Source organism: Bradyrhizobium sp. I1.14.4 (assembly GCF_050435825.1).
In the GTDB taxonomy this organism is placed as follows: domain Bacteria; phylum Pseudomonadota; class Alphaproteobacteria; order Rhizobiales; family Xanthobacteraceae; genus Bradyrhizobium.
The window spans coordinates 57,176-79,450 of sequence record NZ_JBNDLA010000027.1; the positions used below are offsets into that span (position 1 = coordinate 57,176).

20 protein-coding genes are annotated in these 22,275 nt (G+C 65.2%); 9 read left to right on the forward strand and 11 right to left on the reverse strand.

The genetic code is table 11. The features are described from left to right. Positions 1 to 82 precede the first annotated feature (82 nt). A complete protein-coding gene (locus ABIB78_RS32815; RefSeq protein ID WP_429032306.1) occupies positions 83 to 1,288 on the forward strand; it encodes a CaiB/BaiF CoA transferase family protein in 1,206 nt (401 codons plus the stop codon). A gap of 119 nt (positions 1,289 to 1,407) precedes the next feature. Next, positions 1,408 to 2,052 (forward strand): glutathione S-transferase family protein, encoded by a 645-nt coding sequence (locus tag ABIB78_RS32820; protein WP_429032308.1) that lies wholly within the window; start codon positions 1,408 to 1,410, stop codon positions 2,050 to 2,052. A 4-nt stretch (positions 2,053 to 2,056) separates the two neighbouring features. On the opposite strand, the gene ABIB78_RS32825 is transcribed toward ABIB78_RS32820, so the two are convergent. The 3 genes from ABIB78_RS32825 to ABIB78_RS32835 form a co-directional block, all read right to left on the reverse strand. Then, the gene (locus ABIB78_RS32825; protein WP_429032310.1) at positions 2,057 to 2,221 is read right to left on the reverse strand and encodes a hypothetical protein; all 165 of its coding nucleotides are present in this window, start codon (positions 2,219 to 2,221) and stop codon (positions 2,057 to 2,059) included. A gap of 105 nt (positions 2,222 to 2,326) precedes the next feature. Beyond that, positions 2,327 to 3,874 (reverse strand): hypothetical protein, encoded by a 1,548-nt coding sequence (locus tag ABIB78_RS32830; protein ID WP_429032311.1) that lies wholly within the window; start codon positions 3,872 to 3,874, stop codon positions 2,327 to 2,329. A gap of 91 nt (positions 3,875 to 3,965) precedes the next feature. Further along, the gene (locus ABIB78_RS32835; protein WP_429032313.1) at positions 3,966 to 5,009 is read right to left on the reverse strand and encodes a hypothetical protein; all 1,044 of its coding nucleotides are present in this window, start codon (positions 5,007 to 5,009) and stop codon (positions 3,966 to 3,968) included. Positions 5,010 to 5,213: 204 nt separating this feature from the next. Here ABIB78_RS32835 and ABIB78_RS32840 point away from each other — a divergent pair, with 204 nt between their 5' ends. From ABIB78_RS32840 to ABIB78_RS32850, 3 genes are all read left to right on the forward strand, one after another. Then, positions 5,214 to 5,588: a Crp/Fnr family transcriptional regulator gene (locus ABIB78_RS32840; RefSeq protein WP_429032315.1), complete on the forward strand. Its 375-nt coding sequence runs from the start codon at positions 5,214 to 5,216 to the stop codon at positions 5,586 to 5,588. Beyond that, positions 5,585 to 6,394, forward strand: coding sequence for an MBL fold metallo-hydrolase (locus ABIB78_RS32845; protein WP_429032316.1), 810 nt, complete (start codon positions 5,585 to 5,587; stop codon positions 6,392 to 6,394). The genes ABIB78_RS32840 and ABIB78_RS32845 overlap by 4 nt, the downstream gene beginning before the upstream one ends. Before the next feature lie 97 nt (positions 6,395 to 6,491). Continuing rightward, positions 6,492 to 7,106 carry a glutathione S-transferase family protein gene (locus ABIB78_RS32850; RefSeq protein WP_429032318.1) on the forward strand — a complete coding sequence of 205 codons (615 nt, stop codon included), beginning with the start codon at positions 6,492 to 6,494 and terminating at the stop codon, positions 7,104 to 7,106. A 146-nt stretch (positions 7,107 to 7,252) separates the two neighbouring features. On the opposite strand, the gene ABIB78_RS32855 is transcribed toward ABIB78_RS32850, so the two are convergent. Genes ABIB78_RS32855 through ABIB78_RS32865 form a run of 3 tightly spaced genes read right to left on the reverse strand, consistent with a single transcriptional unit; the run spans position 7,253 to position 9,288 of the window. Then, positions 7,253 to 7,750 (reverse strand): TPM domain-containing protein, encoded by a 498-nt coding sequence (locus ABIB78_RS32855; protein ID WP_429032321.1) that lies wholly within the window; start codon positions 7,748 to 7,750, stop codon positions 7,253 to 7,255. A 4-nt stretch (positions 7,751 to 7,754) separates the two neighbouring features. Then, positions 7,755 to 8,651 (reverse strand): TPM domain-containing protein, encoded by an 897-nt coding sequence (locus tag ABIB78_RS32860; RefSeq protein WP_429032323.1) that lies wholly within the window; start codon positions 8,649 to 8,651, stop codon positions 7,755 to 7,757. A gap of 22 nt (positions 8,652 to 8,673) precedes the next feature. Further along, positions 8,674 to 9,288 (reverse strand): LemA family protein, encoded by a 615-nt coding sequence (locus tag ABIB78_RS32865; protein ID WP_429032326.1) that lies wholly within the window; start codon positions 9,286 to 9,288, stop codon positions 8,674 to 8,676. A 158-nt stretch (positions 9,289 to 9,446) separates the two neighbouring features. Here ABIB78_RS32865 and ABIB78_RS32870 point away from each other — a divergent pair, with 158 nt between their 5' ends. The 3 genes from ABIB78_RS32870 to ABIB78_RS32880 are packed head-to-tail and all read left to right on the forward strand — an operon-like array spanning position 9,447 to position 12,665. Further along, positions 9,447 to 10,304: an enoyl-CoA hydratase gene (locus tag ABIB78_RS32870; protein WP_429032327.1), complete on the forward strand. Its 858-nt coding sequence runs from the start codon at positions 9,447 to 9,449 to the stop codon at positions 10,302 to 10,304. A gap of 5 nt (positions 10,305 to 10,309) precedes the next feature. Beyond that, the gene (locus ABIB78_RS32875; RefSeq protein ID WP_429032330.1) at positions 10,310 to 11,455 is read left to right on the forward strand and encodes an acyl-CoA dehydrogenase family protein; all 1,146 of its coding nucleotides are present in this window, start codon (positions 10,310 to 10,312) and stop codon (positions 11,453 to 11,455) included. 13 nt (positions 11,456 to 11,468) lie between these two features. Next, the gene (locus ABIB78_RS32880; RefSeq protein ID WP_429032332.1) at positions 11,469 to 12,665 is read left to right on the forward strand and encodes an acyl-CoA dehydrogenase family protein; all 1,197 of its coding nucleotides are present in this window, start codon (positions 11,469 to 11,471) and stop codon (positions 12,663 to 12,665) included. A gap of 249 nt (positions 12,666 to 12,914) precedes the next feature. Here ABIB78_RS32880 and ABIB78_RS32885 read toward each other — a convergent pair whose 3' ends face one another. Together ABIB78_RS32885 and ABIB78_RS32890 are read right to left on the reverse strand one after the other, a co-directional pair. Then, positions 12,915 to 15,239, reverse strand: a complete 2,325-nt coding sequence (locus ABIB78_RS32885) for a xanthine dehydrogenase family protein molybdopterin-binding subunit (RefSeq protein WP_429032334.1) — start codon at positions 15,237 to 15,239, stop codon at positions 12,915 to 12,917. Between the two features lie 138 nt (positions 15,240 to 15,377). Further along, on the reverse strand, positions 15,378 to 16,466 hold the full coding sequence (locus ABIB78_RS32890; protein WP_429032336.1) for a S1C family serine protease: 1,089 nt from the start codon (positions 16,464 to 16,466) through the stop codon (positions 15,378 to 15,380). Between the two features lie 251 nt (positions 16,467 to 16,717). Here ABIB78_RS32890 and ftsH point away from each other — a divergent pair, with 251 nt between their 5' ends. Continuing rightward, positions 16,718 to 18,559: an ATP-dependent zinc metalloprotease FtsH gene (ftsH, locus tag ABIB78_RS32895; RefSeq protein ID WP_429032339.1), complete on the forward strand. Its 1,842-nt coding sequence runs from the start codon at positions 16,718 to 16,720 to the stop codon at positions 18,557 to 18,559. A 110-nt stretch (positions 18,560 to 18,669) separates the two neighbouring features. On the opposite strand, the gene ABIB78_RS32900 is transcribed toward ftsH, so the two are convergent. Genes ABIB78_RS32900 through pgm form a run of 3 tightly spaced genes read right to left on the reverse strand, consistent with a single transcriptional unit; the run spans position 18,670 to position 22,158 of the window. Next, on the reverse strand, positions 18,670 to 19,545 hold the full coding sequence (locus ABIB78_RS32900) for a dihydrodipicolinate synthase family protein (RefSeq protein WP_429032342.1): 876 nt from the start codon (positions 19,543 to 19,545) through the stop codon (positions 18,670 to 18,672). Continuing rightward, positions 19,538 to 20,494 (reverse strand): NAD-dependent epimerase/dehydratase family protein, encoded by a 957-nt coding sequence (locus tag ABIB78_RS32905; protein ID WP_429032344.1) that lies wholly within the window; start codon positions 20,492 to 20,494, stop codon positions 19,538 to 19,540. Before ABIB78_RS32905 ends, ABIB78_RS32900 begins: the two co-directional genes overlap by 8 nt. Before the next feature lie 23 nt (positions 20,495 to 20,517). Continuing rightward, positions 20,518 to 22,158, reverse strand: coding sequence for a phosphoglucomutase (alpha-D-glucose-1,6-bisphosphate-dependent) (gene pgm, locus ABIB78_RS32910; RefSeq protein ID WP_429032346.1), 1,641 nt, complete (start codon positions 22,156 to 22,158; stop codon positions 20,518 to 20,520). Positions 22,159 to 22,275 lie beyond the last annotated feature (117 nt).

The window sequence follows — 22,275 nt, forward strand, 5'->3', positions numbered from 1 at the left end:
TGGCGGTCCGATCGGGATCATCGCGCGCGATAATTCCAGCTACCGGAAAAACACCAACAATCGCCACGGGAGCGACGGCACGATGGAAAAAGGCATTTTTGACGGGCTCAAGGTCCTGGACTGCGCGAGCTTCATCGCTGCGCCCGCGGCCGCCACCGTGCTGTCCGACTTCGGCGCCGACGTCATCAAGATCGAGCCGCCCGGCGCCGGCGACCCCTACCGCAATCTGCCCAACCTGCCCGGCTACCCCGCGAGCGAGCACAATTTCGCGTGGATGCTGGAAGCCCGCAACAAGAAGAGCCTGGCGCTCGACCTCACCAAATCAGAGGCACGCGAGGTGCTCTACAAGCTCGTCGCCGAGGCCGACGTCTTCATCACCAACATGCCGCCGCAGGTGCGCCAGAAGCTTGGCATCACCTACGACCATCTCGCCCATCTCAACGACCGGCTGATCTATGCCTCCTTCACCGGCTATGGCGAGAAAGGCGAAGAAGCCAACAAGCCCGGCTTCGACTCCAACGCCTATTGGGCCCGTTCCGGCCTGATGGATCTGGTGCGCGCCGACGAGGACACCACGCCGGCCCGTTCGGTCGCGGGCATGGGCGACCATCCCTGCGCGATGGCGTTCTACGGCGCGATCGTCACGGCGCTGTTCCAGCGCGAGAAGACCGGCAAGGGCTCGCACGTCTCGACCAATCTGATGGCCAACGGCGTCTGGGCCAACGGCGTGCTGGCGCAGGCCAAGCTCGCCGGCGCCAAGTTCAAGAAGCGCAAGCCGCGCGAGGAGGCGCTCAACGCGGTCACCAACCACTACAAATGCAAGGACGGCCGCTGGCTGATCCTGTCGCTGCTCAACGAAGACCGGCAATGGCCGACGCTGGCGCGCTGCATGGGCCGCGAGGACCTGGTCGCCGATGCACGCTTCGCCACCAAGGCGGACCGCCATGCGCGCTCGGTCGAGCTGATCAGGATTTTCGACAAGGTGTTCGCCGGCAAGGACCTCGCCGAATGGCGCAAGATCCTCGACGGCAACGGCCTGGTGTTCGGCGTTGTCGGCATTCTCGACGACATCCCGAACGACAAGCAGATGATCGAGAACGAGGTGCTGGTGCGCTTCGAGAACGACACCATGCTGACCGTCAACAGCCCGATCTTCATCGACGGCGCCAGGAAGGTGCAGCCGCGCAAACCGCCCGAGGTCGGCGAGCACTCCGACGAGATCCTGCGCCAGGCTGGTTACGACGAGGCCACGATCCAGAAACTGCGCGCGTCCGGCGCGGTGGCGTAGGGGCGGTTGGCTCATGACGTTGTCATGGCCGGGCTCGTCCCGGCCATCCATATCTTTCTGCTGGTAAAGGAAGACGTGGATGCCCGGGACAAGCCCGGGCATGACGGAGCAAGAATGCAATGCCCCGCTACCGCCTGCATTACTTCCCGGAATCCGGCAACAGCTACAAGCTCGCGCTAATGCTCACGCTGTGCGGCGAAACATTCGAGCCGGTGTGGACCGATTTCGGCGGCGGCGTCACGCGGACCGCGCAATGGCGCGCGACCGTCAACGAAATGGGCGAGATCCCGGTGCTCGAGGTCGATGGCGAGCGCCGCACCCAGACCGCGCCGATCCTGCTGCAGCTCGCCGAGGATTTTGGAAAGTTCGGCGCCGAAACGCCGGCAGAGAAATTCGAGCTGTTGCGCTGGCTGTTCTGGGATAACCAGAAGCTCTCCGGCTACATGGCGACCTACCGTTTCATGCGCACCTTCACGCCGTCGGCCGATCCCAAAATTCTCAGGCATTATCGCGCACGGCTCGACGACTTCCTCGGCATCCTCGACCAGCATGTCGGCAACAACGCCTTCATGATCGGGGCGCGGCCGACGGTGTCGGATTTTTCGATGATGGCCTATCTGCATTATCCTGATGACGAGACCGGCTACGATTTTGCCACCAGCCACCCCAGTATCAGCGCCTGGCTCGGCCGTATCGCCGCGCTGCCCGGCTGGAAATCGGCCTATGACCTGCTGCCCGGTCCGCGCCTGAAACACTACGTTTAAGAGATTATCTCTTCATCCAGGCCCAGACCAAGCCCACCGCAATGATGCCGATGATAACCGCGAGCCCGATCGCCCAGCTGCTGACGCGGACGGCGCTGACCGCCTGACGCTCGGCCTCATTGGCCGCGATCTCGCGGTTGCGCTGCTTGTCCTGCTCGGGAGCGCTCATCGGTCGGGTTCTCCGCTCAAGGGCTGGCTGTGCGGTCACGGTCGGGCACCGGAAAGCTAGCATCAAATAATGACGCCCGGGCGTGTGGGTTCCCGAGAACGCTAGCTAGCGGCCCTTCACGAAGCACATTCCCATGCGGGAGGTTTTCCCCGCAACCTGGCACGCGAGGCCCTCGGCGCAGGTCCAGCCGCGGAAACTGCGATCGGTCTCGGCCGGCTTGGCACCCGGCAGATAGCAATGCGCACCCCAGCCGTCGCTGTATTCGGTGCCGGCAAGCTCGGCGCTGCCGCGCAGTTGCGGCCGGTTGGAGAAGCCACGTGAAAAATCCGGCGCCCTGCCGTCGCCGAAGCTCGCGAGGATATCGCGGCGGCGCGCCTGGTCGCCGAAGAAATGCGGCGAGGCCGGCACCACCGTGGAGTTCGATGGCGTCGCCGCCATCCAGTCGACGCCCGGGAAATGGAAGCCGCCAATGCCGCGGGTCTGATGGCAGCCTGCGCAGGTGACATCGTTGAGACGCCGCTCGAAGCCGGCCAATGACTGGATGTTCTGCAGCTTCGTTCCGTCGGCGGCGGCCTTCTGCAACGCGCCGACCACGTCCCCTTCCGAAAACACTGCGTCGCCGGATGTGCCCTCGCCCTGCATCATGCCGAACTCGGGCTGCAGATCGCTGACGTCGAACCCGATCGGCGTTGGCGCGATCGCGCCGGTGGCGAGGAAGCGATCGGGGATCAGCAGAGTGCCGCGATCGAGCTCGGCAAAATGGCTGGGATCGAGCAGCCATGCCTTGAAGTCGTGCTTCAGCGCCTCGTCGGCGAGAATGCGGTCGCGGTCGATCTGGTTCTCCAGCGGCGCTTCCACAAAGCGCTTTGCCACACCGTCATAGTCGAACACCTTCAGCAGATAGTCGGTGCGGAAGTCGCGCACCGCGGATTTCGGCGCGTGCGCGATCTGCAGATTGGTCTCGACGCGATCGATATTGCGGGCGTCGATCAGATCGAGCGGACCGTTCTTGCCGAACAGTTTCTCCATCGTCGGCGGCGCAATGTCGGCCACGAGCCAGCGCCGCGCGATCTCACGGCAGGTGAGCGACGCGTCGTTGCCATTGCCCTTCGCTTTCAGCACCAGGTTCAGCGTCATCGGCAGCCGCTGCGACACCGCGTTCTCGCCGATCAGCGGCACATCGGTGCGCGTCAGCCGATAGATCAGCCGGATCTCGCCGCAAGCGTCGGGCGCCACATAGGCGCGGTCCATGCGGTTGACGATGCCGGCCAGCACGAAGCGAACATCAGCGGATTCAAGCAGCGTGCGATCGAACAGCTGGAATGCAAAGCCGTCGCCGACACCGATGCTCTCGTTCGGCAGGCTTGCTTGATGACTTGAGACATAGCGATCGAACTCGCGCTCGAGCGCTCCGCGCACCGGCACCATCGCGGCCAGCCCGAACAGCTCGCGGTTGGACAGCGGCGTATCGGCGGAACGTTCCGGCGCAATCATCCGGCCAAGACTGAGGCGGCCGTGATCGAGCTCGCGCAGGATCGCGGGATCGATGACCGCCGCGCCGCGCTCGAGCGCGCGATCCTCGGCGGCACATGCAGGCACGACGCCGCAGAGCAGAACGGACATCGCCAGGAGGTATCTCAGCACGCGGCTCATGCCCCCACTAACACCGCGCGGCAAACCCTATTCAAGAAAAAAGGCGCTTCACATCGCGGTGAAGCGCCTTGGTGTTGTCGCGTTTCGGCAATCAACGCGAAACGATCAGACCCTTGCTGGTGACGACCACCCAGCGGCCGTCCTGCTTGCGGATGGCATCGACGCGGCCGAGGCCGGGAACGGGATCGCCGGCATAGACCTCGTAGATGCCGCCACGCCCCTCAATGAGCGCGCCGCCATTTCCGACGTCGCGCAGCGCCCAGCCGTCGACCACCGGCAGGCGTCCGACCTCGGGCCTGGGGGCGGCAGGTGCTGCGGCAGTCGCCGGCGTGACCGAGCCCGTGACCTCGCGGGCCGGTGTCGCGGCGGCAACCGTCTGCGGGGCGCGGAGCTTGTCGACGGTCTCGCTGAGCTTGGCGAGCTTGCTCATCGGCTCGGCCTGGGCCTTCTCGACCTTCTCGATCCGGTCGCTGGCCTTGCTGAACTGGGCCTGGCCGGCCTTGGCGGTCTGCTCCACACTGGCCTTCAGCGCGGCAATCTCGGATTCGATCCGGGCGAGCGCAGCGTCGGCCGCTTCCTTCGCAGCCGCGTCCTTGGCTGCCGTATCCTGGGCGGAGGCAACGGCCGGGGTAGCGAGATGGCCAAGGCCTGCGGTCGCAAGCGCGCCGCCGATGGCCCCAGCCACGGTCGCCAGCGCAATCACGGCGGCCATCGCCCCGATCCGGCGCGTGCCGACCGGCTTGCCTGCTGCCTTGGCGGCCTGCTCGGCGCCTGGCCCGGAGGAGGTCGCCTCATGGTCCCAGGTACGGTCACCGGGCGCCATGATCATCAGCTTGCCCGGGAAACGCGGCTCCTCACGCTTGCCGGTCTCGACCTTGGGCACGTCCATGTTGGTCGGCTCGACCTTGGGTTCAACCTTGGCGTCAATCCGGGGCTCGACTTTGGGCGGCTCAATGCTCGGGGATTCGACCTTCGGCGCGTCCATCCTGGGCGCGTCGGCCTTCGGCGAGGTCTCTTCCTGCTCGGGCGCAAGCCGGGGAGCCTCGACACCGGCCATCACGGGTCCGCTGTTCGCCGCCGTTTCGGCGCCGGTTTGACCGCTGACCGGCTCGCTCTGCTGCTCACTCACGTTCAAAGTCTCCAGACTTGGTTGACAATTCGGTAACTTTTATTGCTTGCGAAATGGTTACCCCGCTCCGCCATTACCTAAATTTTAGGGAGTTTTCCGGGCCGGATTTGGGCGATGTTGCCCTGCGGCAATCTGCGCCGCTTCCGTTTGCGCGCGGCGCTTTCCCGATTAACATACCGCCATCTTCCAGCCAGAAGGCAGGAGAGCGCCATGACGATCGAGAAATGCATCAAGGAATTTGGTGTCGATGACGTCATTTTTGAGGAAGGCTCGACCGGCCGCGAGTTGTTCGTCGTGCTCGACGGCACCGTCGACATCGCCAAGATCGATGGCGGACACAAGACGGTCATCGTCAGCCTCGGCAAGGGCGAGTTCTTTGGCGAGATGGCCGTGATCGACGGCTCGGCGCGCTCGGCAACCGCCATCGCCTCCGCGCCCGCGACGCGGGTGATGCGGATCAATCACGCCCGCTTCGTCTATCTGGTCAGCCAGCAGCCGGCCTTCGCGCTGATGGTGATGGACGCGCTCTCGAAACGCCTGCGCGCATCCAATGCGGTCACTTACCGAGCGGCGGCTTCCCCATGAGCGAGCGCAAGCCAAGCCCGTTCAAGACGCTGTTCGACGCCGACGTCGCCACGCTGATCCAGGCCGCCGACGACGTCTACCAGATCCGCTTCAAGAACCGGGCGGCGAATGCCTATCTCGTGCGCGGCAGCAGGCGGACGATCATGATCGACGTCGGGCTGTCGACAAACTATCCGTCGCTGGTCGCCTGTCTCAACCATCTCGGGGTGACGCCGGACATGATCGACATGGTGGTGCTCAGCCACGAGCATCTTGATCATATCGGCGCGGCCTATCATTTCCACGGCAGCGCCTATATCGCCGCGCACCGGCTCGCCGCCAACAAGATCATGCTGCGCGACGACTTCTCGATGCTGCGCAAGATGTTTAACGAGCCGAACGTGCCGATCGACATCGACATCTGGCTCGAGGAAGGCAATCTGATCGATCTCGGCAATTTCCGCCTCAACGTGATGTACACGCCGGGCCATACCTCGGCCTGCATCACGCTGTTCGATCAGGACAGGGGCCTGCTGTTCGCAGCCGACACGCTGATGCCGGGCGGCGTGATGGGCGGCGTGTTCGGCTCCGGCTCGATTGCCGACTACATCCAGTCGCTGGAACGGCTGAAGGGCCTCAATTCGAAGATCCTGCTGTCCGGTCATGGCCGCCTGTCGGACACGCCGCAGGATGACGTGCGAATTGCGCTGCAACGTTCGCACGGCCTGCTTGAGGACACCGCACAACTGTTCGATGCGCTCGATGCGCGCTCGAATTTCGAGCCGATCATGCAGTCGGTGCGCGACCTCAACAAGCTCGACGACTGATTCAGTTCTTCCCCGTCATTGCGCGTTCACATTTGACAAACCCGCGCGCGGCCTGTTCAACGGCAGCAACAACACTGAAAAACAGGGAGCAAGGACCATGAAGCTTTACGACTCGATCGGACCCAATCCGCGCATCGTGCGCATGTTCATGGCGGAGAAGGGCATCGAGATACCCAAGCAGGCCGTCGACCTGCGCAAGGGCGAGAACCGCGAGGAAGCGCATCTGAAGCGCAATCCGCACGGCCAGATGCCGGCACTCGAGCTCGACTGCGGCAACTACCTCTCCGAGATCACCGCGATCTGCGAATATCTCGAGGAGAAGCACCCCTCGCCCGCCATGATCGGCACGACACCGGAAGAGCGCGCCGAATGCCGGATGTGGACGCGCCGCGTCGATCTCAACATCGCCGAGCCGCTCGCCAATGGCTACCGCTTCGGCGAGGCGCTGAAATTCTTCGAGAAGCGCATTCCGGTAGCGCCCGAGGCCTCGCCCGGGCTAAAGATGATCGCCGCCAACCGCATCAAATGGCTGAACGACCAGATGGCCGATGGCCGCAACTACATCTGCGGCGAACGCTTCACGCTCGCCGACATACTGCTCTATTGCTGGCTCGATTTCGGCAACCAGGTCGGCCAGCCGCTGGACCAGTCGAACGGCAATATCGTCGCCTGGTTCAACCGTGTCGGCGAACGGGCGTCGGTGAAGGCGTAGGCTCTCTCTCCGTCATTGCGAGGAGCGATAGCGACGAAGCAATCCATGCCTCCACAAATGGTGAGATGGATTGCTTCGCGGAGCCTGTCATCGGGCGCGCGTTCGCGCGACCCGTTGGCTCGCAATGACGAGGAGACAACAGCGCCCTAAATCACCACCGGCTTGTCCGGTAGCTCGTTCGGGCCGCCTGCCGCAGGCGGAAAATGCTTCGCCAGTTCCCGCGACACCGCCGCGATACCCTTGATCACGCCCTGCTCGAACCGGCCTGCCCGAAAATCCGCTTCCATCGCGCGGCAGATCGCTTCCCAGCCGGCGTGGCCGACCTTGGCGTCGATACCGCGATCGGCGACGATCTCGACGTCGCGGTCGGCGAGCAAGAGATAGATCAGCACACCATTGTTGTGATGGGTGTCCCAGATCCGTAAGTGCGAGAACACGTCGAGCGCCCGTTCCCGCGCCGGCTGGTTGCGGAACAGTGGCACCCCATCGAGCGCGCCCTCGACGACGAAGCGGATCTGGCCGGAATGGGTGGCCTCGCCGGCCTTGATCGCCCGCTCGATGGCGTCGAGCACGCGCGGCGGAAACTCCCGCCGCACCCGCCAGCGATGCTCGAGCAGATGCTTGCCGATGCGCTTGATGCTCATATGCCTACCAGCTCCCCGAGGCGCCGCCGCCGCCGAAGCTGCCGCCTCCGCCGCTGAAGCCGCCGCTGTCGCTCGAACTCGAGCCGCTGCTCCAGCCACCGCCGCCGGACCAGCCGCCGGAATACCCGCCGCCGCGCCGGTATGGTCCCGAGCCGGCCGCCGGCCCGCCGAAATTCAACCCGCCAAAGATCAAGGCCGCGACAGCGGCGAACACCCCGACCACCAGGGCGGTGGCGAGCGAGCCGGCCACCAGCCAGGTGAAGACGCCGACAATGCCGCCGGTCGCAGCCGAGCCCAACAGCCGCCCCAGCATCGCGCGCAGTGCGCTCGCCACGATGATGACGACAAAGATCGTCACCGGATTGGCGAGATCGACGAGGTTGGGGCCTTGCCAATGTTCGGGCTCCGGCGCCGGCAATTGCTCGCCATTGACCAGGCGGATCATCCGGTCGACGCCGGCCGAGATGCCGCCGGCGAAATCGCCGGCCTTGAATTTCGGCGTGATGTCCTCGTCGATGATGCGGTGGGTGACGACGTCGCTCAGCACGCCTTCGAGGCCGTAGCCGACCTCGATGCGCAAGTGCCGGTCATTCTTGGCGACGACGAACAGCGCGCCGTCGTCGACCTTCTTGCGCCCGATCTTCCAGGCCTCGGCAACGCGGATCGAGAACTGCTCGATCGTTTCCTCGCCGGTGGTCGGCACGATCAGGACCGCGATCTGGCTGCCCTTGCGGGTCTCCAGATCCTTGAGCCTGTCGGTCAGCGATGCGACATCGCTCGCCGACAGCGTCCCGGTTTGGTCGACGACGCGGCCGGTGAGCGGTGGCACCGTGACCTCGGCCAGCGCCGGGCACACGAAACCCAGCAGGAAGGCGAGCAGGATGACGCGTGCGGCGGTCATCGCGTTGGGGGGCACGCCGACGCTATTTCGACGGCGCGGGGGCCGGCGCCGGATTGAAATCGACCTTCGGCGCGGTCGAGATCTCCTTCTCGTTGTCGACCGTGAAGTTCGGCTTGTCCTTGTAGCCGAACACCATCGCAGTCAGATTGTTCGGGAAGGTGCGGATGCCGACGTTATAGTCCTGCACCGACTTGATGTAGCGGTTGCGCGCCACGGTGATGCGGTTCTCGGTGCCCTCGAGCTGCGCCATCAGGTCGCGGAACAACGCATCCGATTTCAGCTGCGGGTAGTTTTCGGTGACGACCAAGAGCCGCGAGAGCGCGCTGGTGAGTTCACCCTGCGCCTGCGTGAATTTCTGGAACGCGGCCGGATCGTTGAGCACCTCGGGCGTCGCCTGGATGCTGCCGACCTTGGCACGCGCGTTGGTGACGCCGAGCAGCACGTCCTTCTCCTGCTGCGCAAAGCCCTTCACCGAGTTGACCAGGTTCGGCACGAGATCCGCGCGCCGCTGGTACTGGTTCACCACTTCCGACCAGCTCGACTTGACCTGCTCGTCATTGGTCTGGATCGCGTTGTAGCCGCAGTTGGTCAGGCTCAATGTCGCCAGCGCTGCCAGCACGGTCCAAAGCTTGCGCATGAAGATAGTCCTCCCGGGTGGATTCTCTCTCACGGTAGCAGATTTTCGCCTGACAATCCCACGTGGCGGGATTCGCGGCGGATTTTGCAGATGATGGCCCTTGCCTATCCCTCCCCGCGCCGTTCATCATGCCAGGAAAATTGATCCTGGGAGGATCCATGGCGTCTGAACAATTCGAGACGATTGTTGTCGAACGGCCCGAGCCCACGATTGCGCGAATCGTGATGAATCGCCCCGAGGCCCGCAACGCCCAGAATCTGCAGATGACCTACGACCTCAACGCCGCCTTCGACCAGGCGGTGCAGGACGACGCTGTCAAGATCATCATCCTCGCCGGCAACGGCCCGCATTTCTCATCCGGTCACGATCTGCGGCCTACGGCTAAGAACCAGGCGGGCGTCGATTTCCCGCCAGTCGGAAATTGGGGCGGTTTTGCCGAACCCAATGCCCATGGCCGCTTCGCGCGCGAGCAGGAGATTTATCTGCAGATCACCCGGCGCTGGCGCAATCTGGCAAAACCGATGATCGCGGAGGTGCACGGCAAGTGCATCGCCGGCGGGCTGATGCTGGCCTGGGCCTGCGACCTGATCGTCGCGAGCCATGATGCCGAGTTCTGTGATCCCGTGGTGACGATGGGCGTCTGCGGCGTCGAGTGGTTCGTGCACCCCTGGGAGCTCGGCGCCCGCAAGGCCAAGGAGATGCTGTTCACCGCCGACGTCTGGGGCGCCGACGAGGCGCATCGCCTCGGCATGGTCAATCACGTGGTGCCGCGCGCCGATCTCTCCTCCTTTACGCTGGCGCTGGCCCGGCGGATCGCCGCAAAACCCGCCTTCGCGCTGAAGCTTTCGAAGGAGGCGGTGAACCGCTCCGTCGACATCATGGGGCAGCCTGCTGCGATCGATCAGGCCTTCGCGCTGCATCAGCTCTGCCACGCCCACAATCTTCAGGAGTTCGGCATGGTGGTGGACCCTGCGGGTCTCCATCCTTCCGTCAGAAAAAATGCCAACGTGAAGTAGAGCAGATGGACCTTACCCTCAGCGACGAGCAGCGCCTGCTGCGCGAAAGTGCCGACCGCTTCGTGGCGGGAACCTTCACCGCCGAACATCGCAAGAAGACTGCGAACGATCCGCTCGGCTTTTCGCCCGCGATCTGGAAGCAGTTCGCTGAGCTCGGCTGGCTGGCGCTGCCGATCACCGAAGCCCATGGCGGGCTCGGCGGCGGCGCGATCGAAATCGGCATCCTGATGGAAGCATTCGGCCGCGGGCTGGTGTCCGAGCCCTTCCTCTCCACGGTCGTGATCGGCGCCGCGCTGGTCGCCGAATGCGGCACCGAGGCGCAGCAGCAGGCGATCCTGCCTGATGTTGCCGGGGGTGGACTCACCCTCGCCTTCGCGCATTCGGAGCGCGCCGCACGCTTCGATCTCGCCCGTGTCGGCACGACAGCCACCAAGACCGCCGACGGCTGGCGGCTGAATGGCGGCAAGATCGCCGTGCTCGACGGCGCGGCCGCCAATCAGATTATCGTCTCGGCCCGCGTCGCCAACGCCAATGGCGCGTCCGGCAGGCTTGTCCTGTTCCTGGTGCCGGCTGGCGCGCCTGGCCTCACTCTGCGCGACTACGCGCGCCTCGGTGGCGGACGCGGCTGCAATCTCGATCTGAAGGATGTGCAATTGCCCGCCGACGCGCTGCTCGGCGACGGTAGCGATGCGCTGTCCGCGATCGAGACCGTGGTCGACCGCGCAATGGCTGCGCTGGGCGCCGAGGCGGTCGGCATCATGCAGACGCTGCTCGACACCACGCTCGAATACACCAAAATCCGCAAGCAGTTCGGCCAGCCGCTATCGGCCAACCAGGTGATCCGCCATCGCCTCGCCGATGTGGCGATGCAGGTCGACGAAGCGCGTTCGATGGCGCTGCGCGCCGCGCTGATGGCCAACGCCGAACCCGTGGCGCGCGGCCGTGCAGCGTCCGGCGCCAAGGCGAAGATCGGCAAATGCGCGCGCTTCGTCGCCGAGCAATCGGTGCAGCTGCATGGCGCCATGGGCGTCACCGAGGAACTCGACATCGGCGCCTATTTCAAGCGGCTGCTTGCCTTCGATACGTTGTTCGGCGGCAGCGCCCATCATTATCGCCGCCATGCCGCCCTGAGCGGCCGCGCCCACGCCTAACGGAGAGCGCACCATGGATCTCACCTTCAGTGCCGGGGAACGCGCCTTCGAGCAGGAAGTCCGCGACTACATCGCCAGTAGCCTGACGCCGGAAATGAAGCGCGCCACCGCGCTGACGCCGTCGGTGTTCTCCGATCCCGATATCGGCATGGCCTGGCAGCGCGCGCTGCACCGGAAGGGCTGGGGCGCGCCGGGCTGGCCGGTGGAGCATGGCGGTCCGGACTGGACGCCGGCGCAACGCTGGATCTTCGAGGCCGAGTGTGCCCGTGCCGGCGTGCCCAATGTCAACGTGATGGGCGTGAAGATGGTCGGCCCCGTCATCATCGGCTTCGGCTCGCCGGAGCAGCAGAATTTTTATCTGCCGCGGATTCTGTCCGGAGAGGATTATTGGTGTCAGGGCTATTCCGAGCCGGGCTCGGGCTCCGACCTTGCCTCGCTGAAGACCCGCGCGGTGCGCGACGGCGACGACTACATCATCAACGGCACCAAGATCTGGACCACGCATGCCCACCACGCCAACCGCGTGTTCGCGCTGGTGCGCACCAATGAGGGCGAGCGGCAGCAGGACGGCATCAGCTTCATCCTGATCGACATGAAGACGCCCGGCATCACCACGCGCCCGATCCTGACCATCGGCGGCGACCACGAGGTCAACCAGGTGTTCTTCGACGACGTCCGCGTGCCCGTCGCCAACCGCGTCGGCGAGGAAGGCAAGGGCTGGACCTACGGCAAGTACCTGCTCGAATTCGAGCGCGGCTCGGGCATCGCCTCGGCCAAGCTGCGCGAGGCGCTGAAGACGATCTCAGACCTCGCTGGCTCCGACATCACCGGCCACGCCATCGAGGACCCCGACATCGCGATGCGGATGTCGGAGGTCGAGGTCGACATCGATGCGCTCGAGATGACCGAGCTCAGGGTGCTGTCGGCGCTACAGACCGGGCAGAACCCGGGTGCGGTGTCGTCGCTGATCAAGCTACGCGTCAGCGAGATCCGCCAGGCGGTGACGCGGCTCGGCGTCGACGTGATCGGCCAGGACGGCCTTGCGGTCGAGCCGGCGCGGCCGTTCTACAAGCTGAACCACGAGCCGGCGATCCCGGAAGAGCTGTTGCCGGTGGTGCCGGAATATCTCAACGGGCGGGCGTATACGATCTTCGGCGGATCGTCGGAGATCCAGCGCGACATCATCGCCAAGATGGTGCTGGGGCTGTAGCGCGCGCCGGGACGCGCTCGCCATCCCGTCACCCTCCCCTGGAGAGAGGTGACGGTGGAGGAACTTCCCGCCAAGTGCGCGCCGCCAAAATATCGAAAACAACCCCATGCAAAGGAGCTGGCGGCTGCCGGCGTTCGACCAGGCAACTTGACACGCCGGGCAAATCAGGGATAGATTTCCAATATTCCGAAATCATGCAAGCGCCGCCTTGTAAGCGCCTCCTCGCCCGAGGGTGGCGACGCTGGCGGGCTACGCGCCCGCCTTGGCGTCCCGGATCGCCTGCCAGATCTTCACCGGTGTCAGCGGCGTGTTCAGCTGGGTGATCCCGACCTCGCTCAGCGCATCCATCACGCCGTTGGTGATGCAGGGCGGGCCGCCGATCGCACCCGACTCGCCGCAGCCCTTGGCGCCCAGCGGATTGGTCTTGCAGGGCGCGGAGGGATCGAGCGTCACCGTGATCGGCGGAATGTCCGAGGCGCGCGGGATGCAATAGTCCTGATAGCTTGCGGTCAGAAGCTGACCTTCCTCGCTGTAGGCCACGCCTTCGTACAGGGCCTGGCCGATGCCCTGGACAACGCCGCCATGCACCTGCCCCGTCACCAGCATCGGATTGACCGCGACGCCGACGTCGTCGACCGTGGTGTAGCGCACGACCCGCGTGACGCCGGTTTGGGGATCGATCTCGACCTCGCAGATATGGGTGCCGTTCGGCCAGCTCGGGCCGTCGACATTGCCCTCGCTCTCGACCGAGAGCTTTGCGCCGCTTTCCTTAGCCGCGATCTCGAACAGGCTGATGCGCCTGTCAGTGCCGACCACAGTGAGGAAGCCGTCGCGATACTCGATGTCCTCGACGGAGGCTTCCAGCAGATGGGAGGCCTTGTCGCGCGCCTTGTTGATCATGTCGTTGGTGGAGACCGCAACCGCGGTGCCGCCGACGAACAGCGAGCGAGAGCCGACGCTGCCGAATCCGGTGGCGAGATCCGTGTCGCCCTGGATGACGTCGATCTTCTCCATGGCAATGCCGAGCGTATCGGCGATCATCTGCGTGTAGGTGGTGGCGAGGCCCTGCCCCATCGCCATGGTGCCGGAATGCAGGATCACGCGGCCTTCGGCGGTCGCATGCAGCGAGACGTTCTCGGTGTGGGCGCGGCCGCCGGTCCATTCGATGTAGCTGGTCAGGCCGCGGCCGTAGAGCAGGCCCTTCTTCTTTGCCGCCTTCTTGCGCGCGGCAAAGCCGTTCCAATCGGCCAAATCGGAGGCGCGCTCCAGCATGTGGGCGAAGGCGCCGGAATCGTACACCTGCCCGACCGCATTGGTGTAGGGCAGCTGCGCCGGCTTGATGTAGTTGACCTTGCGGATGGTGCGCGGGTCCATGCCGATCTGGCGCGCGGCGGCACCGAACAGCCGCTCGACGATGAACACCGCCTCCGGCCTGCCGGCGCCGCGATAGGCGCCGACCGGCGCGGTGTTGGTCATCACCGACTTCACCTCGAAATGCACCAGCGGCAGATCGTAGACTCCGGTCTGCACGAACGGGCCGAGCACCAGCGGAATGATATTGGCGGTGCCCGACGAATAGGCGCCGGTGCCGCCGATAGAGCGCACCCGATAAGCCAGCACGCGGCCCTTGGCGTCGAGCGCGAACTCGCCGGTCGAGGTGAGGTCGCGACCGTGGGTGCCGCCGACGAACTCGTCGGTGCGGTCGCCGCGCCAGCGGATCTTCTCATTCAGCTTGATCGCCGCATAGGCGACGATGCCGTCTTCCGGATACAGGCTGGTCTTCTGGCCGAAGCCGCCGCCGATGTCGCCGACCAGCACGCGCACGCTGTCCTTCGGCCGCTTCAGGATCGATTCCGCCAGCAGATCGCGGGTCGAGCCCGGGGTCTGCGACTGCACATGGAGAATCAGCCGTCCGGTCTTGTTCTCGATCTCGGCAATGGTCGAGCGCGGCTCCATCGCCGAGGGCACCAGGCGCTGGCTGACCAGGTCGAGCGACACTTTATGCGTGGCGCCGGCGAAGGCTGCCTCGACCTTGGCGGCGTCGCCATAGCTCATCGCGGCCACGATATTGTCGGGCGCCTCCGGCCAGACCACCGGCGCACCAGGCTTGATCGCCTCGACCGGATCGACCACCGAGGGCAGCACCTCGTAATCGATCTCGATCGCTTCGGCCGCGGTCTGCGCCAGCACGCGCGAGGTTGCGACAACAGCCGCGACACCCTCGCCCGCGTAGCGCACCACCTCATGCGCCAGCAGGCGCCGCGGCGGCACGGACATCGGCGAGCCGTCGGGCCGCTTGAAGATCGCGAGCGTCGGCAGCGTGCCGATATCGTCCTTCACGAGGTCGGCGCCGGTATAGACCGCCGCAACGCCGGGCATCTCCAACGCCGCCTTGACGTCGATCGACTTGATGTTGGCGTGGGCATGAGGCGAGCGCAGCACGTGCAGCCAGAGCGTGCCATCCGCGGGCTTGTCGTCGATGAAATGCCCCTTCCCGGTGATCAGCCGCTGGTCTTCCAGGCGCTTGACCGGCTGGCCCGCACCAAAACGCATGTTGCCGGGAAGAATGTTCATCAGTGAGTCCTTCGAGCTTCCAAGAATTTGGCGGGGGTTTTAGCGGATTTTGGCGGCCTGACAACCGCGCCACGAGGACGTCCATCCCGCGGCAGGGGCGTGGCCGCGCCGGTGGCACTCGGCCGGCCAGAGACTACATTATTGCGCTCGGCCGATATCGACGACGGCGACCTCGACATCGCGCGTCGAACCATCGCGGTTGACGCTCAGGCGTACCTTCTTGCCGACCCCGATTTGCTCAATCTGATCGGCCAGGTCGGACAGCCGGTGGACCGGCTTGCCATCGACTGCGGTGATCACGTCGCCCAGTTCACCGGTTGATAGATCGACGCCACGGAGCCCAACGCGCTCGGCCGGCGAGCCCGGTGTCGTGCGCACCACGATCAAGCCTTCGGCGCCCAGACGCGTGGCGACCGCCTCGTTGGCGGTCACGATGCCAATCCCCGGCGTCGGCACGCGGCCGTTGCGGATCAGTTCGGGCACGACGCGATTGACGACGTCGACCGGGATCGCAAAGCCGATGCCCGCATTCGAGCCTGACGGCGAGAGGATCGCCGTGGTTACGCCGATCAAGCGGCCAGCGGAATCAAGCAATGGGCCACCAGAATTACCGGGGTTGATCGCCGTGTCGGTCTGGATCACGTTGGATATCTCGCGCCCGCTGGAGGTCGGCAGCCTGCGCTTGAGCGCGCTGATGATACCGCTGGACATCGACTGGTCGAGCCCGAACGGGTTACCGATCGCATAGGCAAACTGGCCGACCTTGAGATCAGCCGAACTACCGAGCGCCAACGGCTGCGGCAGGCTGCGCGCGCTGCGTATGCGCAGCACCGCCAGATCGTAGTTCGGCGCCGTGCCGACGATCTCGGCGCGCACCGCTTCCCCTGAGGCAAAGCGGATCGCGACCTGGGTTGCGCTCTGCACCACGTGGTTGTTGGTGACGACATGGCCGTCATCGTCCCAGACAATGCCGGTGCCGGACGCCGCACCGCCTTCCTGCTCCTCGCTCAGCGGATTGGCCGCGGTCTGCGTCACGACCTGGACGACCGACGGCGAGGCCTTCTCGAATATGTCGACGTTGGCCTTTTCGGCGTCCGCCAGCGCGCCGCGGTCGGCGACCGCGCGGGCAGCCGGGCCGCTCCACGGGGCCTGTCGCATGTTGCCGGCCGCGAGGATGAGCAGGATGGCCGCGACGACGGCAAGGACCGCAAGATGACGTCGGTTCATGGAGCCTTCACTCGGTTGCGCCGATAAACGCGCCCAGGCGTCGGAGGTTGCTGGGCTCGCCGTGGCGACAAATGCCACACTTTTCGGCCTTGACAAGGCCAAGTGCGATGTTGTCGCGCAAACCGGACCCATGAAACCGAGCTGCCGGTTTTGAGTTGTTCCTTTAATGCGTCGCACTCTCCGGTACCGGCTTCGGCCGGATCGCCCGGCCCCAAGCGGCAATCCATCCCGTATTGATCGGAGCTTTCGGCATGACCAAACAAACCCGGTTCAATATCGGATATGCCGTCACAGCGATCATCGCGGTTTTCCTGATTCAGTACATGATCACGACCGTGAACAGGGTCGCGGTGATTCCCTACAGCGAATACCAGCAACTGCTTCGCCAGGGGAAGGTCGACGCGGTTGGCATCTCCGACCGCACCGTGCAGGGCATGCTGAAGGAGCCGCTGCCCGGCGGGCAAAAGCAGTTCGTGACCACGCGGGTCGACCAGGATGTGGCACAGGAGCTCGAGAAGTACCACGTCCGCTTCACCGGGCAGATCGAGAGCACTTTCCTGCGCGATCTGTTGTCATGGGTCATGCCGGTGCTGCTGTTCTTCGGCCTGTGGTGGTACATCGGCAAGCGCGCAGCCGAGAGCGGCGGTCTCGGTGGCGGGCTGATGGCGATCGGCAAGAGCAAGGCCAAGATCTACGTCGAATCCAATACCGGCGTGACCTTCGGCGACGTCGCCGGCGTCGACGAGGCCAAGGACGAGCTGCGCGAAGTCGTCGATTTCCTGAAGAACCCGACCGACTATGGCCGGCTCGGCGGGCGGATGCCGAAGGGTGTGCTGTTGGTCGGACCTCCCGGCACGGGAAAGACCCTGCTGGCGAAAGCGGTGGCCGGCGAGGCGCGTGTGCCGTTCTACTCGATCTCGGGATCGGAATTCGTCGAGATGTTCGTCGGCGTGGGCGCGGCGCGGGTGCGCGACCTGTTTCAGCAGGCGCACGAGAAGGCGCCGGCGATCATCTTTATCGACGAGCTCGATGCGCTCGGCCGCGCCCGTGGCATCGGCCCATTCGCGGGCGGTCACGACGAGAAGGAACAGACGCTGAACCAGCTCCTCGTGGAGCTCGACGGCTTCGACTCGCGCTCCGGCCTTGTCATCCTGGCCGCCAGCAACCGGCCGGAAATCCTCGATCCTGCACTGTTGCGCGCCGGCCGTTTCGATCGCCAGGTGCTGGTCGACCGTCCCGACAAGAAAGGACGAATTGCGATCCTCAACGTACACATGACGAAGGTTCGGACCGATCCCGACGTCGACCCAGACGCGGTAGCGGCGCTGACTCCAGGGTTCACCGGCGCCGACCTTGCCAATCTCGTCAATGAGGCGGCGCTGCTGGCGACCCGGCGCGGCGCCGAGGCGGTCGGCATGAGCGACTTCAACCACGCCATCGAGCGCATGGTCGCCGGCCTCGAAAAGCGCAACCGCCTGCTCAATCCGAAGGAGCGGGAGATCGTGGCCTATCACGAGATGGGCCATGCACTGGTCGCGCTATCGCTGCCCGGCGTCGACCCCGTGCACAAGGTCTCGATCATCCCGCGCGGCGTCGGCGCGCTCGGCTACACCATCCAGCGGCCGATCGAGGATCGCTTCCTGATGACGAAGGAGGAGCTGGAGAACAAGATGGCGGTGCTGCTCGGCGGCCGCACCGCGGAGTTGATCGTGTTCAGGCATCTCTCGACCGGCGCGGCTGACGACCTGCGCCGCGTAACCGACATCGCTCGCAGCATGGTGACGCGCTATGGCATGTCCGAAAAACTCGGCAGCGTTGCCTATGACCGCGAACCCGGCAGCTTCCTGGCCGGAGCCGATCGGCCCTATCCCGTGCGCGAGCGTGACTATGCGGAGGACACGGCGGCCTCGATCGACGATGAGGTGCGCGCGATCGTTGACCGCGTGTTCCAGCGCACCGAGGGCATTCTGACCGCGCGCCGTGGCATCCTCGACCGCGCGGCCAAGCAGCTGCTGGAGAAGGAGACGCTCGAACGGAGCGATCTAGAGGGCCTGATCCGCGACACGCCGCCGGAAGGCTTGAGACTGGTGTAGGCCAACGCGACGTCCGCGGCAGAGAGAGAGAGAGAGAGAGAGAGAGAGAGAGAGAGAGAGAGAGAGAGAACCGATCGCGGCATGGCGCTCGAGGGCGGTTTCGCTCCGTCTCACGCCAGGTCGCGCAACGCTGCCTCAACCACCTTGCGCTGCTCGGCCGTGAGCGGCGCCTGCGGCGGCACGGGGTCGCCGACATCGTAGCCCTGGCTCGCGAGCCCGGCCTTGATGCAGGCGGCGAGGTTGAAGCGGGCGAACGCCTCGTTGATGCGCCAGAGCTTGCGCTGCAGGACCATCGCCTCGTCCCAGCGGGTGCGGCGGCAGAGGTTGTAGAGTTCGACGCTTTGCCGCGGGATGATGCAGGCGGGGCCGGCCATCCAGCCATGGCCGCCGATCAGCATCACCGCGGCCGGAATATGGGCAGACGCCGAGAACACTTTCAGGCTGTCGCCACAGCGGTTCATGATCGACAGCAGCCGGCCGGTGTTGGTCGAGGCATCCTTGATGTAGCCGATCCGCGGATGCTCGGCGAGGCGCGCGATGACGTCCAGCGTGAGGTCGGAGCGCTGGAAATTCGGATTGGTGTAGATCACGACCGGAATGTCGACGGCGTCGGCGATGGCGCGGAAATAGGATTCCACCTGGGCGTCGCCGATCGGAAAATACGCCTCCATGATCGCGAGAATGCCGGTCGCGCCACGCTTCTGATAGGCCTTGGCCTGCGCTACCGCATCCGCCGTCGAGGTCGATGCGACGCCGGCCACCACGGGCACGCGGCCCTGCGCGGCCTCGATCGTGGTCTGCACCACCTGCATGCGCTGCGCATTGTTGAGATAGGCGAATTCGCCGGTCGAGCCGAGCGGCGTCAAGCCATGGACGCCGGCCTTGATCAGATCGTCGCAGAGCCGGCCCAGCACCTCGGTGCGGACATGGCCGGCGGGATCGACCGGAGACACCAGATACGGAAAGACGCCGTGAAAATCAGCCATTTGCGAGCCTCGTTGACGGCGAGACATAATCGGGATCGTGCGCAAAGGGAAGCGGCTCGCCGCTGCGCAAGGCGCCGAGCACCGCGGCAAAGTCGGTTGCCGCGCGGAAACCGAGCAGTCGTTCGGCCTTGCCCGCGTCGTAGATCCGGCCGATCGATGTCGGCAGGTGCCAGCCGCGCCGCGCGAACAGTGCCGGCGCATCAGGGAAATGGCGCGCGATCACGTCTGCCGCGTCCGTCTTGAGCGCGGCGACATCGCTTCGTACAAACGGCGTCGGCGCGCTGATCACAAAGACCTCGAAGCCTCGGATTCTTTCGAGCGCGACGACATGGGCATCGGCGGCATCCTCGACCGTGAGGCGGCGGTGCAGCAGCTCGATCGCTTTCAGGTTCTCGCCATGGATGTCGCGGATCGTGTCGTCGTCCTCGGGGAAGAAACGGCTGGTGCGCAGCACCGCGCAGTTCAGCCCATGCTCGCGGCTGTACAGCCGGCACAGCCCTTCGGCGGCGAGTTTTGTAACTCCGTAGATGTTGCGCGGCTCGAGCGGCCCTGTCGTCTCGTCGAGCCAGACCGCCGCATGACCTTCATCGTCGCGGATCGCCTGCGAGATCATCAGCGAGGTCGTCGAGGTGAAGACGAAACGGCCGTGGCCGGCGGCCGCGGCTGCCTGCAGCAGGTTGAGCGTGCCGGTGACGTTGACGTCGACAAAGGCCTGCAGCGAGAACCGCGCGATATCCGGCTTGTGCAGCGCGCCGCCATGGATCACGGCCTCGATGCCGTGATCGCCGAACACGCGGTCGACCACCGATCGGTCGGCCACCGAGCCGACGACACCGGTCGCCTCGCCAGGGACGACGTCGAGACCGATCACGTCATGGCCGGCCTGTCGCAGCCGTGGCGCAAGGAAGCGACCGAGCCAGCCGGAGGAGCCTGTCAACAATACGCGCATGAATTCCGCCCGGCCCCGCGCCCTCAGAATACCTTGGCGATCGCGGCCTGCGCGTCGCCCTGGATCTGCTTCAGATGATCGGGCCCGCGGAAGCTTTCGGCGTAGATCTTGTAGACATCCTCGGTGCCGGACGGACGCGCCGCAAACCAGCCGGCCTCGCTCTCGACCTTGATGCCGCCGAACGGCTGATCGTTGCCCGGCGCCTTGGTGCGGACCGCGCGCACGGGATCGCCGGCGAGCTGCGTCATGTTGAGCTGCTCGGGCCCGAGCGCCTTCAACGCGTTCTTCTGCTTCGGCGTCGCCGCGACGTCGATGCGCTCGTAATAGGGAACGCCGAGCTCGGTGGTCAGCTCCTTGAACAACTCGCTCGGATCGCGGCCGGTTTTGGCGATGATCTCCGCCGCCAGCAGACCGAGGATGATGCCGTCCTTGTCCGTCGTCCACACCGAGCCGTCGCGCTTGAGGAACGACGCGCCGGCGCTTTCCTCACCGGCAAAGCCGAAGCCGCCGCTGCCGAGCCCTTCGACGAACCATTTGAAGCCGACCGGCGTCTCGACCAGCTTGCGGTTCAGCTTCTTGGCCACGCGATCGATGATCGAGCTCGACACGATGGTCTTGCCGATCGCGGAATCCTTGCCCCATTGCGGCCGGTGCGCGAACAGATAGGCGATCGCGGTGGCGAGGAAGTGGTTCGGGTTCATCAACCCGTTCGAGCGGGTCACGATGCCATGGCGGTCGGCATCGGTATCGTTGGCAAAGGCGACGTCGAAACGGTCGCGCATCCCGATCAGGCTCGCCATCGCATAGGGCGACGAGCAATCCATCCGGATCTTGCCGTCCCAGTCCGCAGTCATGAAGCGGAAGGTCGGATCGACCGCATCGTTGACGACGGTGGCGTTGATGCCGTAGCGCGCGATGATCGGTTGCCAGTAGTGCACCGCCGCGCCGCCGAGCGGATCTATGCCGATCTTGACGCCGGCAGACTTGATCAACGCGAGGTCGACCGTGTTGCCGAGATCGGCAACATAAGGCGTAATGTAGTCGTGCAGATGCGTGGTCGCGGCCTTGCGCGCGCGATCAAAGGGTATCCGCGCGACGCCCTTGAGGCCGGCCTCGATGTAGCGGTTGGCGCTCTTCTCGACGACGGCGGTGACATCGGTGTCGGCCGGGCCGCCATGCGGCGGATTGTATTTATAGCCGCCGTCCTCCGGCGGATTATGTGACGGCGTGATGACGACACCGTCGGCAAGACCGGTGCTGCGTCCCTTGTTGTAGCTCAGGATGGCGTGCGAGATCACAGGCGTCGGGCTGTAGCCGCCCTTCGCGTCGATCATGATCTCGACACCGTTGGCCGCGAACACTTCCACCGCGCTGGCCAAGGCCGGCTCGGCCAGCGCATGGGTATCGATGCCGATGAACAACGGGCCGGTGAGCCCCTTCTCGCGCCGGTAGTCGCAGATCGCCTGCGTCGTGGCGAGGATGTGGTCCTCGTTGAACGAATTCTTCAGCGACGAGCCGCGATGGCCCGACGTGCCGAAGGCAACACGCTGGGTGGGGTCGCCGGCGTCCGGCTTGCCGGCAAAATAGGCCGTGACCAGCCGTGGCACATTGGCGAGCGAGGCGGGATCGATGGGTTTGCCGGCGGCAGGATTTGGTGCAGTCACGTGACCTCTCAGATCTGGTGTCGCCGACCATCAACACAACGAGCGATGCCATTGCGTGATATCCGGGCGTGCTACCATGCTGGCTTACGTTCAATCAAGCCGAGGGCTTTTCGTTCC

Coding starts and splice junctions, on each gene's coding strand:
- ABIB78_RS32815 (WP_429032306.1), top strand. CDS start 83: ATGGAAAAAGGCATTTTTGACGGGCTCAAGGTCCTGGACTGCGCGAGC.
- ABIB78_RS32820 (WP_429032308.1), top strand. CDS start 1,408: ATGCCCCGCTACCGCCTGCATTACTTCCCGGAATCCGGCAACAGCTAC.
- ABIB78_RS32825 (WP_429032310.1), bottom strand. CDS start 2,221: ATGAGCGCTCCCGAGCAGGACAAGCAGCGCAACCGCGAGATCGCGGCC.
- ABIB78_RS32830 (WP_429032311.1), bottom strand. CDS start 3,874: ATGAGCCGCGTGCTGAGATACCTCCTGGCGATGTCCGTTCTGCTCTGC.
- ABIB78_RS32840 (WP_429032315.1), top strand. CDS start 5,214: ATGACGATCGAGAAATGCATCAAGGAATTTGGTGTCGATGACGTCATT.
- ABIB78_RS32845 (WP_429032316.1), top strand. CDS start 5,585: ATGAGCGAGCGCAAGCCAAGCCCGTTCAAGACGCTGTTCGACGCCGAC.
- ABIB78_RS32850 (WP_429032318.1), top strand. CDS start 6,492: ATGAAGCTTTACGACTCGATCGGACCCAATCCGCGCATCGTGCGCATG.
- ABIB78_RS32855 (WP_429032321.1), bottom strand. CDS start 7,750: ATGAGCATCAAGCGCATCGGCAAGCATCTGCTCGAGCATCGCTGGCGG.
- ABIB78_RS32860 (WP_429032323.1), bottom strand. CDS start 8,651: ATGACCGCCGCACGCGTCATCCTGCTCGCCTTCCTGCTGGGTTTCGTG.
- ABIB78_RS32865 (WP_429032326.1), bottom strand. CDS start 9,288: ATGCGCAAGCTTTGGACCGTGCTGGCAGCGCTGGCGACATTGAGCCTG.
- ABIB78_RS32870 (WP_429032327.1), top strand. CDS start 9,447: ATGGCGTCTGAACAATTCGAGACGATTGTTGTCGAACGGCCCGAGCCC.
- ABIB78_RS32875 (WP_429032330.1), top strand. CDS start 10,310: ATGGACCTTACCCTCAGCGACGAGCAGCGCCTGCTGCGCGAAAGTGCC.
- ABIB78_RS32880 (WP_429032332.1), top strand. CDS start 11,469: ATGGATCTCACCTTCAGTGCCGGGGAACGCGCCTTCGAGCAGGAAGTC.
- ABIB78_RS32885 (WP_429032334.1), bottom strand. CDS start 15,239: ATGAACATTCTTCCCGGCAACATGCGTTTTGGTGCGGGCCAGCCGGTC.
- ABIB78_RS32890 (WP_429032336.1), bottom strand. CDS start 16,466: ATGAACCGACGTCATCTTGCGGTCCTTGCCGTCGTCGCGGCCATCCTG.
- ftsH (WP_429032339.1), top strand. CDS start 16,718: ATGACCAAACAAACCCGGTTCAATATCGGATATGCCGTCACAGCGATC.
- ABIB78_RS32900 (WP_429032342.1), bottom strand. CDS start 19,545: ATGGCTGATTTTCACGGCGTCTTTCCGTATCTGGTGTCTCCGGTCGAT.
- ABIB78_RS32905 (WP_429032344.1), bottom strand. CDS start 20,494: ATGCGCGTATTGTTGACAGGCTCCTCCGGCTGGCTCGGTCGCTTCCTT.